This window comes from Streptomyces sp. NPDC058086, from assembly GCF_042885015.1.
GTDB lineage: Bacteria > Actinomycetota > Actinomycetes > Streptomycetales > Streptomycetaceae > Streptomyces.
Genome location: NZ_JBHVST010000075.1, coordinates 19,439 through 33,686, shown reverse-complemented (window position 1 = coordinate 33,686; position 14,248 = coordinate 19,439). Strand labels below are relative to the sequence as shown.

Annotated in this window: 9 protein-coding genes, 2 tRNA genes and 1 other RNA gene; 5 read left to right on the top strand and 7 right to left on the bottom strand. The window is 71.4% G+C overall.

All coding sequences use genetic code 11. From position 1 onward, the window contains the following. Positions 1-19: 19 nt before the first annotated feature. A tRNA-Gly gene (locus ACFVWD_RS40070) sits at positions 20-92 on the top strand. Positions 93-153: 61 nt separating this feature from the next. Here the strand turns inward: ACFVWD_RS40070 and ACFVWD_RS40065 are convergent. The 6 genes from ACFVWD_RS40065 to ffs form a co-directional block, all read right to left on the bottom strand. After that, a complete protein-coding gene (locus ACFVWD_RS40065) occupies positions 154-1,053 on the bottom strand; it encodes a phosphoribosylaminoimidazolesuccinocarboxamide synthase (RefSeq protein WP_389602897.1) in 900 nt (299 codons plus the stop codon). A gap of 162 nt (positions 1,054-1,215) precedes the next feature. Then, positions 1,216-2,769 carry a N,N-dimethylformamidase beta subunit family domain-containing protein gene (locus ACFVWD_RS40060; RefSeq protein WP_389602896.1) on the bottom strand — a complete coding sequence of 518 codons (1,554 nt, stop codon included), beginning with the start codon at positions 2,767-2,769 and terminating at the stop codon, positions 1,216-1,218. Positions 2,770-2,955: 186 nt separating this feature from the next. Further along, on the bottom strand, positions 2,956-4,797 hold the full coding sequence (locus ACFVWD_RS40055) for a hypothetical protein (RefSeq protein WP_389602914.1): 1,842 nt from the start codon (positions 4,795-4,797) through the stop codon (positions 2,956-2,958). 328 nt (positions 4,798-5,125) lie between these two features. Continuing rightward, positions 5,126-6,403, bottom strand: a complete 1,278-nt coding sequence (gene purD, locus ACFVWD_RS40050; protein WP_389602895.1) for a phosphoribosylamine--glycine ligase — start codon at positions 6,401-6,403, stop codon at positions 5,126-5,128. A gap of 98 nt (positions 6,404-6,501) precedes the next feature. Beyond that, positions 6,502-8,844 (bottom strand): DNA polymerase III subunit gamma and tau, encoded by a 2,343-nt coding sequence (locus tag ACFVWD_RS40045; protein ID WP_389602894.1) that lies wholly within the window; start codon positions 8,842-8,844, stop codon positions 6,502-6,504. A gap of 94 nt (positions 8,845-8,938) precedes the next feature. Further along, positions 8,939-9,037, bottom strand: an RNA gene (ffs, locus tag ACFVWD_RS40040) — signal recognition particle sRNA small type. Positions 9,038-9,108: 71 nt separating this feature from the next. Between ffs and ACFVWD_RS40035 the strand changes: the two genes are divergently transcribed. Continuing rightward, a tRNA-Ser gene (locus ACFVWD_RS40035) sits at positions 9,109-9,196 on the top strand. Positions 9,197-9,317: 121 nt separating this feature from the next. Here the strand turns inward: ACFVWD_RS40035 and ACFVWD_RS40030 are convergent. Further along, positions 9,318-10,715, bottom strand: a complete 1,398-nt coding sequence (locus ACFVWD_RS40030) for a hypothetical protein (protein ID WP_389602893.1) — start codon at positions 10,713-10,715, stop codon at positions 9,318-9,320. Between the two features lie 462 nt (positions 10,716-11,177). Here ACFVWD_RS40030 and ACFVWD_RS40025 point away from each other — a divergent pair, with 462 nt between their 5' ends. The 3 genes from ACFVWD_RS40025 (at position 11,178) to ACFVWD_RS40015 (ending at position 14,217) form a co-directional block, all read left to right on the top strand. After that, positions 11,178-12,599 carry an alpha/beta hydrolase-fold protein gene (locus ACFVWD_RS40025; protein ID WP_389602892.1) on the top strand — a complete coding sequence of 474 codons (1,422 nt, stop codon included), beginning with the start codon at positions 11,178-11,180 and terminating at the stop codon, positions 12,597-12,599. 175 nt (positions 12,600-12,774) lie between these two features. Next, the gene (locus ACFVWD_RS40020) at positions 12,775-13,452 is read left to right on the top strand and encodes a hypothetical protein (RefSeq protein ID WP_389602891.1); all 678 of its coding nucleotides are present in this window, start codon (positions 12,775-12,777) and stop codon (positions 13,450-13,452) included. A gap of 234 nt (positions 13,453-13,686) precedes the next feature. After that, on the top strand, positions 13,687-14,217 hold the full coding sequence (locus tag ACFVWD_RS40015) for a GtrA family protein (protein ID WP_389602913.1): 531 nt from the start codon (positions 13,687-13,689) through the stop codon (positions 14,215-14,217). Positions 14,218-14,248: the final 31 nt, after the last annotated feature.

The window sequence follows — 14,248 nt, the reverse complement described above, 5'->3', positions numbered from 1 at the left end:
GTCTCGCACCACAGCGCATGCGGACGTAGCTCAGTTGGTAGAGCGCAACCTTGCCAAGGTTGAGGTCGCCAGTTCGAACCTGGTCGTCCGCTCAGAGAAAGAAGCCCCCGGCCCTTCAGGGTCGGGGGCTTCTTCGTGTGCTCCTTCGCGTCCTCAGCTCCAGCTGGTGCCGGTCAGGCGCTCGTACGCCTCGATGTACTTGGCGCTGGTCGCGTCCACGATGTGCTGCGGCAGCGGCGGCGGGGGCTGCTCGCTCTTGCGGTCCCAGCCCGACTCGTCAGACGTCAGCCAGTCGCGGACGAACTGCTTGTCGAAGGAGGGCTGGGCGTGGCCCGGCTCCCACTCGTCGGCGGGCCAGAAGCGGGAGGAGTCCGGGGTCAGCACCTCGTCGGCGAGGACGAGCGTCTCGCCCTCGTAGCCGAACTCGAACTTGGTGTCCGCGAGGATGATCCCGCGCTCACGCGCGATGTCACGGGCGCGGTCGTAGACGGCGAGGGTCGTCTGACGCAGCTGGGCCGCCGTCTCGGCGCCGACCTGGCGGGCGACCTCCTCGTACGACACGTTCTCGTCGTGCTCGCCGACCGCGGCCTTGGTGGCGGGGGTGAAGATCGGCGCGGGGAGTTCCGAGCCGTCGACGAGGCCCTCGGGGAGGGCGAGGCCGCAGACCGTGCGGGACTCGACGTACTCGACGAGGCCCGAGCCGGTGAGATAGCCGCGCGCGACACACTCGACCGGCGTCATCCGCAGGGACTTGCAGATGAGGGTGCGGCCCTCCCAGTCGGCGGGGGCGCCCGGCGGGAGCTCGGTGCTCAGCACATGGTTGGGGACCAGGTCGGCCAGCTTGTCGAACCACCACAGCGAGAGCTGGGTGAGGACCCGGCCCTTGTCGGGGATCTCGGTGGGAAGCACCCAGTCGTAGGCGGACATGCGGTCACTGGCGATCATCACGAGGTCGCCCGCCTCGTTCTGGTACAGGTCGCGCACCTTGCCGGTGTGCAGATGCACCAGACCCGGGACCTGGAGGGGCTCGGGCTTTTCGACGAATCCGGACACGGTTCCTCCCCGTGGTTGAAGAAAAAGGGACGCCCGTAGGGCCCGAATAGGGGGGTGGTGGGCGACGGGTGGGCCAAGTGGCTCGATTCTCCCGTATTCGGGGAGCGGCTTTGGCCAGGGGGGTGGGCTGGGGCCCGTGGTGGTCGTGCGGGGTGCGCGTTCTCAGTCGCGTTTGCAGATGCGGTCCAGGAGGTTCGCGGTGGCTCGCTGGATACGTGCGTCGACGTGGCCGGGGCGGTCCAGAGCCGGGGACCAGGCGAACGTCCCGGCCGCGAAGACCAGGGCGCCGGAGGGGGCGCGGTAGAGGGAGGTCTCCTGGTGGCGGGTGGCGCCCTCGCTGTCCTGGTACGGGGAGTGGGCGAGGAGGATGCGGCCCTGGTGCTCGGGCAGCGGGGTGCGCGGGAAGTAGCGGTCGGCCTCGCCCGCGACCATGCCGTCGAGTTCGTCGCCTTCCTGTGCGCCGCTCGCCTCCCACAGCCAGTGGTCGGCGTTGCGCACGACCAGGGGGTGGGGTTCCGGGACCCTGCCCGCGTACTGGATGCCGATGAGCTGCTGCTCGGGACGGTCGATCTCGCGCCACAGCGCCGGCCTTCCCGGGCCTCTGCGTTTGCGGCAGGTCAGCAGACGGTCGGCGACGCCGGACGGGGACGGGGCCAACTCCACCTGCCAGTACATGGTGTTGGCGGAGAGGAAGACCAGGGAGGTGCCGCTTTCGCGGGCGAGTTCCACGGTGCGGCGCATGGCCGACGACCAGTACTCGTCGTGCCCCGGGAAGACCAGGCCGCGGTAACGGGTGGGGTCGACGCGGCCGGCGTGCAGGTCGCGGGCGTCGGCGTAGGCGATGTCGTAGCCGTAGCGCTCGGCCCAGCGGATGAAGTCGTAGGCGTGGCCGACGTGGAGGGGGAGGCCCGCACCGGCGTACGGGCGGTCGAAGGAGACCGTCGTCGCGGCCTCGGACTCGCCCAGCAGACGGCCGTTCTCGTCCCAGGCGTGGTAGAGGCTGGCACCGGTGTGCCCGTCCTCCGGATAGAGGTTGTACGCCTGCCAGGTGATGTCCGGGAGCAGGAGGAGAAGGTCCGCGGGGTGGTTGTCGCGGACGGTGAAGGGAACGTGGGAGCGGTAGCCGTCGGCGGTGGTGAGTACGGCCACGTACGCGCCGATGTTCCAGTAGCTCGGGATCTGCAGCCGCCAGGAGAGCCACCAGTGATGGCAGGAGACTGTTCTGTCGGCGGTGAGGGGTGGCGGCTGGACGATGCCCGACAGGCGGGGGCTGGTGGTGATCTTGCTGGCCCCGTCGCCTCCGTAGTGCCCGATGCGGTAGATGTCGACGCTGAATTCCTGGGGCGGGTCGACGGTGACGTGGAAATCGATGGCCTCGCCCGGCGCGGCCGCTCCGTTGGAGGCGAAGCCCTTGATCTGGCGGTGCACGTCGTCGGCCGGGCGGGGACCGCCGGCGCGGGGGTGGGGGATGGGGGGCCTGCGCGAGCCCTGGAGGGTGGCGGAGCCACCGGGGCCCCCGGACTGACCCGCCTGACCGGCCCGACCTGTCTGATCGGCATGATCAATGTGATCGATGTACCACGGGACGACATGGCCGGTGTCGTCGAAGTACTGCTCGTCGCCCCTGAGCCAGGGAACGGGGCCCTGGCCGAAGGGGTCCGTCACGGCGTGCGCGAGTGCGCCCGACTCCCAGCGGCGGATCTGCTCCGACCCCATGCCTGCTCCCCTCCCTCGTGCCCCCGTCGGTTCTGTAAGCCTCTGCCCTGCACGCGATCGGTCCCAGCACATCACATTACGCACGCACTCCGTCACCGTTCGTCGCGAATTGACGTGAACGGAACGCGGTTCTCCGGTCCTGGAGGCGGATACGGGCGGCTGGGAGCAGGGACGGTGGTGGCGGTGTCAGACCAGGCGGACCGGTTTCTCGGGGCGGACGCCCAGGTGGCGGAGCCAGTCCCGGAGAGGCTCCGGGTCACCGTCCTCGACGAGGGTCAGGATCCGCGGCCCCAGATCCGCGGCCCGCACCCCGTCGACGAGAAGGGCGGGTCCGTCGAGCCAGTCGAGCCCCGGCGCCGCCCCGGCGGTGTCCATCGCCGCACAACAGACCATCGCGGTGACATGGTCGGCCAACAGCTCACGCCCACTGCGCGGCGGCTGGAGCGGGAAGAGCGGCAGCAGCCCGTCGTCCCAGAACGACCAGTCGGGGCCCGGCTGCTCCGCGCCCCCGCTCGGCCCGGACACGACGGCCGGCGCCGCCGCCTCCTCACGGGCCAGCTCCGCGCTGAGCCCGGCCGCGAGCGCCGCCGTCCGCTCGCTTCCGAGCACGGGCTCGCCGTCCTCCCCGACCTCCTCCTCGGCCTCCACCTCCACCTCGACCTCGTTCAGGCTCACTCCCGTGCCCCTCTCCTCGTACGCCTCGCGCCGATCGATGGAGAGGCCGGCGTCGTCCGTGGCCGACGCGGTCAGATGGTCGAGCACGCGTGCCAGCGTCGGACCGCCCTGGTCGGGCTGGGTCGGATCCGTGGGGTGGCGGACGCCCAGTGCGTCCAGCACCCGGTGCAGCCGGGCCGCTTCGGTGCGCCAGGTGCGGTCGACCACCTCGTCCGGATACTCCTGCCAGTCCACCGGCGCCCAGTCGGGCCCGGGCTCCGCGGGCCCGCCGTGGAAGAGGCGCGCGGCGAGGAGCGAGGCCGCCTCGTCCACCGAGCCGGGCTCTTCGAGCAGGTCGCAGGCGGGACGCTCGCCGAGGCGGGAGGCGAAGCCCTCGGCCAGCCGGTCACGGCGCGACAGCTCGGTGAGGGCCGCGACGACACCCGCGTCCAGCCGGGACGGCCAGCGGCCCATCCGCCAGGCGGGCAGCGCGACCCGGGTCAGCAGCCGGTCCCAGCCCGCGTACGCCAGGCCGACCTGTTCCTGGGCGACGATCCGCAGACCGTAGTCCACAGCCTGTGCACGCTCGGCCGCCGCGGCGGCCACTCCCCGTTCCATCTCGGCCGCATGACCCCGACAGCTGCGCAGCAGCAGGCGGGTCACCCAGCCGACACCGGCGAGGACCGTGCGGACCAGGGGGCCGCGGGCGGGCTCGGAGGTCACGGCCACGGCCGCGTCCAGACCCCGTACGAAACGGCGGGCCGCGGCTATGTCGGGGTGGGCCGAAGGGCCCGTACCGGCGACGACCGGGGCGAGGACCGCGCGCAGCTCCCCGACCCGCATCCACCACAGGAAGGGCGAGCCGATGACGAGGACGGGAGCCGCGGGGGCCCGGCGGGAACGCCCGGCTCCGCCTCCTACCCCTCGTGCGCCCGCTATTTCGTCGCGGTGCTCGGGTGGCGGCGGCCCGTGCGCCGGGTGGGTGCGGTCCTCCAGCCAGCTGTCGCAGTCCGGGGTCAGCGCTATCGCCGAGGGCGGCGGGACGTCGAGGCGGTCGGCCAGGTCCCGGACCAGGCGGTAGAGGTCGGGAGCGGACGCCTCCGCGATCGGGACCGTGGGGCTCACGGCGGGCCGTGCGCGGGCGACGACGAGCGCGATGCCCGCGGCGGCGAGCAGCACGACGACGGCGAGGACCGTCACGATCCAGCGCGTGACGGGCCAGCTTCCGCCGGTGATGTGCCCGGTCGAGCCGCCGACGAGCAGCACGACGGCGACGGCCGCGGGCAGCAGGGCGACGGCCAGCGCCCTGCTGCGGATACGCAGCACGGCGAGCGCCCGGGAGCGCGCGGCCTGCGCGCCCACCTCCACACCCATACCGGTCACGACCGGATGTCACCCCCTGCTGTCGGCCCGGCCCGGGCTGTCTCGCAGCCCGCGCCGAAGGATGCCCTGGTGTTGCTCACTCCCCCACTGTGGCACCCACCACCGACATCGCAATGCCGGTGGGCCAAGTGCCGGAACGCTTTCGCCGCACCCTAGTTGGGGCCTCGGCCCCCGTCAGCCGGATGGGGCATCGCTCACTCGATGGAATGGCTTTGGGGAAAGGTGGATGACCGTGGGCAAGGATCAGGCCCCGGATTCCATACAGAATCCGGGGCCTGGTGGTGCGTGCGGGGGTGGGGCTACGCCTCCGTCAGGGGCTTTACGCCTCGGTCGTGGCCTCGGTCGTGGCGTCCGCCGCCGCCTTTGCCGCGATGTCCGTACGGTGCTGCGAACCGTCGAGACCGATGCGGGCGACCGCCGCGTACGCGCGGGCGCGGGCCTCGGTGAGGTCGGTGCCGGTCGCCGTGACGGAGAGCACCCGGCCGCCCGCACTGACGACCGCGCCGCCGTCGTGCTTCGTCCCGGCGTGCAGGACGTACGCGTGCGGGGCGTCCAGCGCCGTCACCTCGTCGAGCCCGGTGATCGGGTCGCCGGTGCGCGGGGTGTCGGGGTAGTTGTGGGAGGCCACGACCACGGTGACCGCCGCGTCGTCGCTCCAGCGCAGCGGCGCCAGATCGGCGAGGGTGCCCTTGGCGGCGGCGAGCAGGACGCCCGCGAGCGGGGTCTTCAGCCGGGCCAGGACCACCTGGGTCTCCGGGTCGCCGAACCGGGCGTTGAACTCGATCACCCGTACACCGCGGCTCGTGATCGCCAGACCCGCGTAGAGAAGGCCGGAGAACGGGGTGCCGCGGCGGCGCAGCTCGTCGACGGTCGGCTGGAGGACGGTCTCCATGACCTCCTCGACCAGCTTCGGGTCCGCCCACGGGAGGGGCGAGTACGCACCCATGCCGCCGGTGTTCGGTCCCTCGTCGCCGTCCAGCGCGCGCTTGAAGTCCTGGGCGGGCTGGAGCGGGACGACCGTCTCGCCATCGGTGATCGCGAAGAGGGAGACCTCGGGGCCGTCGAGGAACTCCTCGATGACGACGCGGTCGCAGGCGATGGCGTGCGCGCGGGCCTTCTCGAGGTCGTCGGTCACGACGACACCCTTGCCGGCCGCGAGTCCGTCGTCCTTCACGACGTACGGGGCGCCGAAGGCGTCCAGCGCCTCGTCGACCTCCTCGGGCGTCGTGCAGACATACGAACGTGCCGTGGGGACGCCCGCCCCCGCCATCACATCCTTGGCGAAGGCCTTGGAGCCTTCCAGCTGCGCGGCCTCCTCGGAGGGGCCGAAGCAGGGAATGCCGGCCGCGCGCACGGCGTCGGCGACCCCGGCGACGAGCGGCGCCTCCGGGCCCACGATCACCAGCTCGGCGCCGAGCTCCGTGGCCAGCGCGGCCACGGCGGCGCCGTCGAGGGCGTCGACCGGGTGCAGCTCGGCCGTCTCCGCGATGCCTGCGTTCCCGGGGGCGCAGTGCAGGGCGGTGACGTCGGGGTCGAGGGACAGGGAACGGCACAGGGCGTGTTCGCGGGCGCCACTACCGATGACGAGGACCTTCACGGGGTCAGCCTAACCGTCGGGGCCGGGTGCCTTTGTGGGGGCTTCCGAAGCAGGGGGTGGGGAGAGTTGGTGCGATCCTCCGAGAGAGGCCCGGGTGTTCACTCGTTGGAGAACTCCTCCACCACCGTCGCGCCGAGTTCGCGGACGATCAGGTCGTGGCCCGAGAGGGCGGACTCGTCGAGGTCGGGGTCGTCGTCCTCGGGGATGTCGTCCTCGGGGGCCACCGGAGGCGGCTCGTAGGCGGCGGGGGGTGGTGGGGCAGGCGTGGAGGCGGGCGCGGCCGAGGCCTGGCCCGCGGGCGGGCCCTGCGGCGCGGCGGGGCGCGGAGCCGGGGCCGGGGGCTGCTGGGGGGAGGGGCGCGAGCCGGCCGGAGCTCCGCCGTGACCGCCGCCACCACCAGCGCCGTAGCCGCCGCTGCCGCCGAACCCGGGACCAGGGCCGGAGGCCGACATCGGTGGCGGTGCCGAGCCACCGGAGGTGTCGACGATCGCCTCGATCTTCCACTGCACGTTGAACTGTTCGGACAACGCCTGCTTCAGGACTTCCTCGCTGCCGCTGCTCGCGAAGTTGTCGCGCGCACCCGCGTTGACGAAGCCGATCTGCAGGGTCGTGCCGTCGTAACCGGTGACCTGCGCGTTCTGACTGAGCAGGATCCAGGTGAAGCGGCGGCGGTTCTTCACGGCCTCCAGGATGTTCGGCCAGAGCATGCGGGGGTCGACGCCTCCGGCGGCGGGGACCGGCGCGGAGGCAGGGCCGGGGCCCGGGCCCGATCCGGGGGCGGGAGTGGACGCCGTCGGCGCAGGCGCTGGTGCGCCGGCCGCGGCGGGGGCCTGTCCCCCGCCCGCGGGTGTCGCGGTCGGCCAGCCGCCCGGACGCCGACCGCTGCCCACGGCCGTCGCGGTGGGCCAGGCGCCGGGCGCGGCTCCGGACGGGGGCACGGGCGGAGCCGTAGCGGCAGCCGGAGGGGCCGTGGCGGCAGCCGGAGGAGCCGCGGGCGAGGCAGCGGCAGCCGCGGGACCCGGAGCGGGTGCCGGGGCCGAGGCAGGAGCAGCCCCCGCACCCGGTGCCGCAACAACCCCGCCGGCACCTCCCGCACCACCGGCCCCGTACCCCTCGTTCGCCGCTCCCTGCCCGCCGGGTCCCGTCGCTCGCGCCGCGGCCCGGGCCGCGGCGACCCCGCCGCCCGGCGGAACCATCGGAGCGCCCGCCGGAGCCCCTCCATGCACTTCGGGGCCGGGTACGTACCCCATGGCGGGGGCACCCGCGCCGGTACCGGAGAAGTTCACCCCGCGCTCGATACGGTCCAGACGGGCCATGACGGATCGCTCGTCCCCGTACGCCGCGGGCAGGAGCACGCGCGCGCAGATGAGCTCGAGCTGGAGTCGCGGCGAGGTGGCGCCGCGCATCTCCGTCAGCCCCTCGTTGACGAGATCGGCGGCGCGGCTCAACTCGGCGGCGCCGAAGACCCCGGCCTGGGCCTGCATGCGCTCGACGACATCCGACGGGGCGTCGATGAGCCCCTTCTCGGCGGCGTCGGGAACGGCGGCCAGGATCACCAGATCGCGCAGCCGCTCCAGCAGGTCCGCGACGAACCTCCGGGGATCGTTGCCCCCCTCGATGACGCGGTCCACGATCTCGAAGGCCGCGGCGCCGTCGCCCGCGGCGAACGCCTCGACCACGGAGTCCAGCAACGACCCGTCCGTGTAACCCAGCAGGGAGGTGGCCATGGCGTATGTCACACCGTCGGTGCTCGCCCCCGCGAGGAGCTGATCCATGACGGACATGGAGTCACGCACGGAGCCGGCGCCGGCCCGCACGACCAGCGGCAGCACGCCGTCCTCGACGGGAATGCCCTCACGCCCGCAGACCTCGCCCAGGTACCCCCGCAGGGTCCCCGGCGGCACGAGCCGGAACGGATAGTGGTGGGTCCGCGACCGAATCGTCCCGATGACCTTCTCGGGCTCGGTCGTGGCGAAGATGAACTTGAGGTGCTCGGGCGGCTCCTCGACCACCTTCAGCAGGGCGTTGAAGCCCGCCGGGGTGACCATGTGGGCCTCGTCGATGATGTAGATCTTGTACCGACTGCTCGCCGGCCCGAAGAAGGCCTTTTCCCGCAGGTCACGAGCGTCGTCGACACCACCGTGCGAGGCGGCGTCGATCTCGATGACGTCGATCGACCCCGGCCCGTTGCGCGCGAGGTCCTTGCAGGACTGGCACTCCCCGCAAGGAGTCGGCGTCGGCCCCTGCTCGCAGTTCAGACACCGGGCCAGAATCCGCGCACTGGTCGTCTTGCCGCACCCGCGCGGACCGCTGAACAGGTACGCGTGATTGACCCGGTTGTTCCGCAGCGCCTGCTGCAACGGGTCGGTGACATGCTCCTGCCCGATGACCTCGGCGAACGACTCCGGGCGATAACGGCGGTACAGCGCGAGAGACGACACACATACGAGGTTATAGGCGCCCACTGACAACAAGGACCGCTCACCGAGCCCCGGGCCCCCGGCGGCCGGACCCCGTGCCGCATCCCGCCCCGCGAACGCAAGCGCCCCCCACGCACCCGCCAGAGCCAACCTACCCTTGCTGCCTTCCGGCCCTGGGGGAGTTCAGTCAGATAGCGCCACGTGAGGGGCTCCGCACAGAGTACCTGATCCGGGAGGGGGGAACGAGTTCGCGAGCACTCCTCAACGTCTTGTATTGTTTGCCGCGGAGGATTCGCCTAGAGGCCTAGGGCGCACGCTTGGAAAGCGTGTTGGGGGCAACCCCTCACGAGTTCGAATCTCGTATCCTCCGCCAGTGCCTCACCGGGCACGATGTCGAAGGGCCCCACCGTTCGCGGTGGGGCCCTTCGACGTTGTCCGTCCCGGTTCCGGTCGGCGCTGTCCGACAGGGCGGACGGGGCAGGCGGCAGGCGGGGTCAGTCGCGCAGGGAGTGCAGCATGGTGCCGATCTTCGCCGCGACCGTCTCGGCCGAGCCCTGGGCGTACGACGAGTCCATCGCCTCGTACGTGATCCGCGCGTAGCTCTGCGCCTCGGCCATGTTCTTCGAGCCGCCTTCGAGCATCGACATGACGGCGGTGTGCGGGAACGGCGAGTGCTTCTTGACGGCCAGCGCGGTGTCGGTGGACAGCTCCGGTTCCACCCCCACGAACACGCCGCTGCCGACCTGGAGAACCCAGACCGGCACGTCGGCCGTGGCGTTCGGGGTGAAGTCGTACGTCTTCGTCGGTCCCGTCGGGTGTCCCATCGCCATCGTGCCGACCGTGACGGTGTCGGTGAGCAGGCGCACCGTCGAGCCCGAACCGCCGCCGGAGGTCTTGATGGTCTCGCTGACCCGGACGGCCTCGGTGCCCAGCCGCTCGCCCTGCACCGTGAGAAGCAGCCAGCCGGCGTCCTGGGCATCGACCTGGGACCACTTCTTGTCCTTGTCGATGGTGTACCGCTTCGACCTGAACGCCGGTGACTGGTCCCCGCAGGAGCCGACCAGGAAGAACCCGACGGCGTCGCCGTCGTACTGCTTCTCCACGTGCTGCACCGCAGCGCCCGCCAGGTCGGCCGTGATCGGCAGGTCGCCGCTTGCCATGACCGACTCCATCATGACCGAGGACTGGACGCTGTAGTTGATGAGGACGGCGATGGGGTTGCCGTCCAGGTCGTCGAGGCGGGTGACGCCCACGCTCTTGTCGGACGAGCCCCTCTCACCGGTGCCGAGCCACCAGCCGTCGTCGGTGAGGACGTCCCGGTTGACGTTGACGTCGCAGGTGCCGGTGCCGAAGCCGACCCGCGCGGGCTTGAGCCCCGCGACCGCCGCCGCGATCGCGGTCGCGGTAGCGGTCGTGATCTGCTGCACGTACTGAGCCGCTGCCGTCGACGTGGTGGTCGCCTGCACGTGCGGGGCGGAGAACGTGTGCGTCACGGTCACGACGATGTCGGCCGTCGCCACGCCGGACGCCTTCGCGATGGCCGTCCTCATCGCGGCGATCGCCTCAGCGCTGATCGACGTCAGGTCCAGCACGGCGAGAGCGACGCGCCGCGAGCCGTTCTCCAGCAGGAGGATCCGCACGTAGAGGTCGTCGTGGACCGTCGTGAAACCGTCGAGCGGCAGGAGTGAGGACGGGATGTCGATCGCGGCCCGGCCGGCCCCCGCCTCCAGTACCGGTTCCTTCAGCGCCGGTTCGGCGTTCGCCGCCTGCACCGCCGTGGCGCCCCCCAGGGACGTGGCTGTCACCGCCGCGGCGATGGAGCCGTTCAGGAACGACCGCCGGTGCAGCGGGCTGCCGAGACGAGTGCTTTCGTTCTCATTCTTGGGAACCACAGCTTTCTCCTTCATATTCAAGAAGTCCCTGCCCGACAAACCGAAGACGCCCGTTAAACCCAAGACGTCCGTTGCGACGCGCGATAAACAGTCGGATTTCAGCGAATTTTCGCCATCGGTAAAGTGAGAGCACACCCGGCACCAGGGCACGTCCGCCAGGCCGCCCCGGCACAGACAGCCCGCCCAGCCCCAGGCAGCGGGCCATCGGCACGACGCCCTCGGCCCGCAAGAAGCAACCGGAACAACCCGGCGCGCCAGGATCGTCACACCGGAAAATGAGGACGTCAACAATTGCGGCGCGCTATCTAAGATTGCACGCCGCGAATTCACGTACTCGACCTGGAAACCTCTGCGTTACCTGTGAAAAAAGGGCTGCTTTCTCGAAGCGCTTCACAGCATGGGGCGAAACAGTGAGCACGCACTCAGTAGCCCTGGCAATCACTCTCGAAGGAGCTCGTCTTCATGGACAGGCGTACGTTCATGGCCGGATCTGCGACTGCGACAGCCGGCGCCCTGGCGGTGTTCGGCAGCGCGACCCCCGGCTCGGCCGACGAGGCAGCCGAGACGGGCTCGGGGGGTGACCACGTGCGGAGCGTCACCGCCATCACTCAGGTCTTCGGCTCCGGGCAGAAGCTGGTCGCGGTGGCGGTCGAGTACGACAGCGACATCGACGGCTCGACCCTGTCGACGTCGACGTTCGCGGTCACCGACCGCACCGTGACCAAGGTCTACACGAACAGGACGGCCGACCTCGCGCAGCGGGGCAGGAACGGCCGCTACGTCGTCGTAGAGCTGTCGCCGGACGACACGGCGGCGGCCCTGTGGGTGACGCAGCAGGGTTCCGGCACTCCTCCCGGCGACGGGTCCGGCGGCGGGTCGGGCGGCGGGTCGGGCGGCGGGTCAGGCGGCGGGTCGGGCGATGACGGCGGCGGGCCCGGGGCCGGGGGCCCGGTGGTCGGCGACACCACACCGGGCGGAACCATCGTCGCGGCACAGGCCACGCTGACCCAGCCGGGCACCGTCACCACGGCCCGCGGTCGCCGTTACGCCCCGGACAGCACGGCGCGGTCCTCCGACGCCGTGGTGAACCTGATCGTCGACGACTTCCGGCAGCTCTCGTTCAGCGACCCCGCGACCGGGCAGACCCTGAGGTACAACCTGTTCGTCCCGAGGAACTACGACCGCCGCAAGAGCTACCCGATGGTGCTGTTCATGCACGACGCGAGCGTGGTCAACGTCGCGACGCAAGGCCCCCTGGTCCAGGGCCTCGGCGCCGTGTGCTGGGCGAGCCCGGAAGACCAGGCCCGGCACGAGTCCTTCGTCCTGGCCCCCGAATACGGCTCCGTGGTGATCGACGACAACTACGAGCCGTCGACGCTGTTCGAGGCCACCGCCAACCTCGTCCGGTCGGTGACACAGGAGTACAGCGTCGACCCGGACCGGCTCTACACGACCGGGCAGTCGATGGGCGCGATGATGTCGCTGGGTCTGAACATCAGGTACCCCGACCTGTTCGCCGCCGCGTTCGTCGTCGCCGGTCAATGGCCGGAGGCCCAGGCCGCGCCGCTGGCACAGAAGAAGCTGTGGATCCTCGTCTCCGCGGACGACACCAAGGCCTACTCCGGCGAGCAGGCCGTCACCGAGGTCATCCAGGACCAGGGCACGCAGGTCAGCACCGCCCTGTGGGACGGCCGGTCCACGGCCGCGGAGTTCGCCGCGGCCGTCCGGAGCATGAAGGCACAGCGGACCCCGGTGAACTTCGCCGCCTTCGAGACCGGCACCGTCGTACCGTCCGGTTCCACCACCAGCGCGCACATGGCCACCTGGCAGGTCGCCTACACCATCCCCGGCATCCGCGACTGGATCATGCGCCAGTCCCGCTGAGCCCCGCCGGGCCCGCGCGTCGCGGACGCCCCGGTCATGATCGGTGAGCGCTGTGCCGACTTCCTCCTGGCGGGCGCCCGATGCCCTGTCGCCTCGTCAACTCCCTGCGCCTACAGTCTCGTCGGAGTGACGGACGAGCTGGGTGGGGTGGGTGTGTATGGAGTCGGCGCAGCGTGTGATCCACCGGAGTGGGCTGTTCTCACGGCTGCTGGTCGTGCTGGTGGGCGTGGCGGTCCTGCTGCTCGGCTACAGCCTGTTCAGGGAGAACCTGTCGGCACGGCTGACCCATGACTGGCCCTGGAAGCTCAAACTGCTGGATATACAGAGCGCCGTCACGGCGGTGCTCGGTACGGGAGGAGCCGCGCTGGCCCGGGCCCAGTACGCGCGGACGGTGCGGCCCGCCATCGGATACGGGGGCCGCGTCGTCGCGAACACGGCTCCGAACGAGCGGCTGGCCTGGATGTGCAAGCTCCTCAACGGCGGGCAGGAGGTGGCGATCACCGCGGACACCAGCTACTGGATCGAGTACACGTCCGCGGCACGCGCCGCCGGCGCCGTCGACTCGACGGAGTGGATGAGCCAGCCGGAGGCGACAGCGGCGATCGCGAGCCGTGAGCTGGCGGAGCGGCAGGACTTCCAGCTGAACCTTGTCGGACGCGGTTACCCCATCCCCGGGCAGGGACAGGGGCAGCTGTTTCTGGGCTGGTTCACCGAGAAGGCCATGCGCGAGCTGGAGAGCGTATACGTGCGGGTGCGTGTGGTGGACCGGGTCGGCGATGTCCACGAGCGCGTCGTCAACTTGCTGACGGGCGCCGATCGTTCACCCACCCACCCGGACGCTTCCCCCTTCTGAGCATCCCGCTCTCCCCCGAACCGGGGGTGCAGCTAGCTACACCCCCGGTTCGGGAGTGCACCTCATCGTTTCGGCGCACGGACGACGGCATCGTTGAACCCAGCTGGTCCCAGAGGTTCACAGCTCCCCCGTCCGGAAGGAAAGCCCATGAACGCGCTGCTCTCGAAGCCGGAGACGGAGACGGGCACGGAGACGGGGGCGGGGGCGGAGACGGGGGCGGAGACGGCGTCCGCGATGCGGGGTGCGGAGTCGGCCGGGACCGTCGCTTACGAAGCCCGCCTGATACCGGCGACCCCGGCCGCCCCCGGTCCGCTCGCCTCCTTCGCCCGGTTCGTCCTCTGCGGCGGCGGCATCGGCGTCCTCTCCAGCTTCGCCGTCCCCCTCGTCACCGGACTGATGCCCTGGGCGGTGGCCAACGCGGTCGTCACCGTCGCGTCGACCGTCCTCTGCACCGAGCTGCACGCACGCTTCACCTTCGGAAGCGGGAAGCACGCCGGATGGCGCCAGCACTGGCAGTCCGCAGGATCAGCCGCGGCCGCCTACGCCGTCACCTCCGTCGCCATCCTCGTCCTGCACACCCTCCAGACCTCCCCGAGCATGCTCACCGAACAGATCGTCTACCTCAGCGCTTCCGGCCTCGCCGGCATCGGACGCTTCCTCCTCCTGCGCCTCTACGTCTTCGCCGGCGGACGGACCAGGCCCACGGAACCGGTACGGGTGAACAGCCCGGCACGCCGGCCGCACCGGGCCCTGGCCTGGGCCTAGGCCCCGCCGCCCCGGAGAGTCAGAGGGTGAC

What these genes read in the sequence shown, in the direction of transcription:
- ACFVWD_RS40060 (WP_389602896.1), bottom strand. Translation starts at nt 2,769, where the DNA reads ATGGGGTCGGAGCAGATCCGCCGCTGGGAGTCGGGCGCACTCGCGCAC.
- ACFVWD_RS40055 (WP_389602914.1), bottom strand. Translation starts at nt 4,797, where the DNA reads ATGGGTGTGGAGGTGGGCGCGCAGGCCGCGCGCTCCCGGGCGCTCGCC.
- ACFVWD_RS40025 (WP_389602892.1), top strand. Translation starts at nt 11,178, where the DNA reads ATGGACAGGCGTACGTTCATGGCCGGATCTGCGACTGCGACAGCCGGC.
- ACFVWD_RS40015 (WP_389602913.1), top strand. Translation starts at nt 13,687, where the DNA reads ATGCGGGGTGCGGAGTCGGCCGGGACCGTCGCTTACGAAGCCCGCCTG.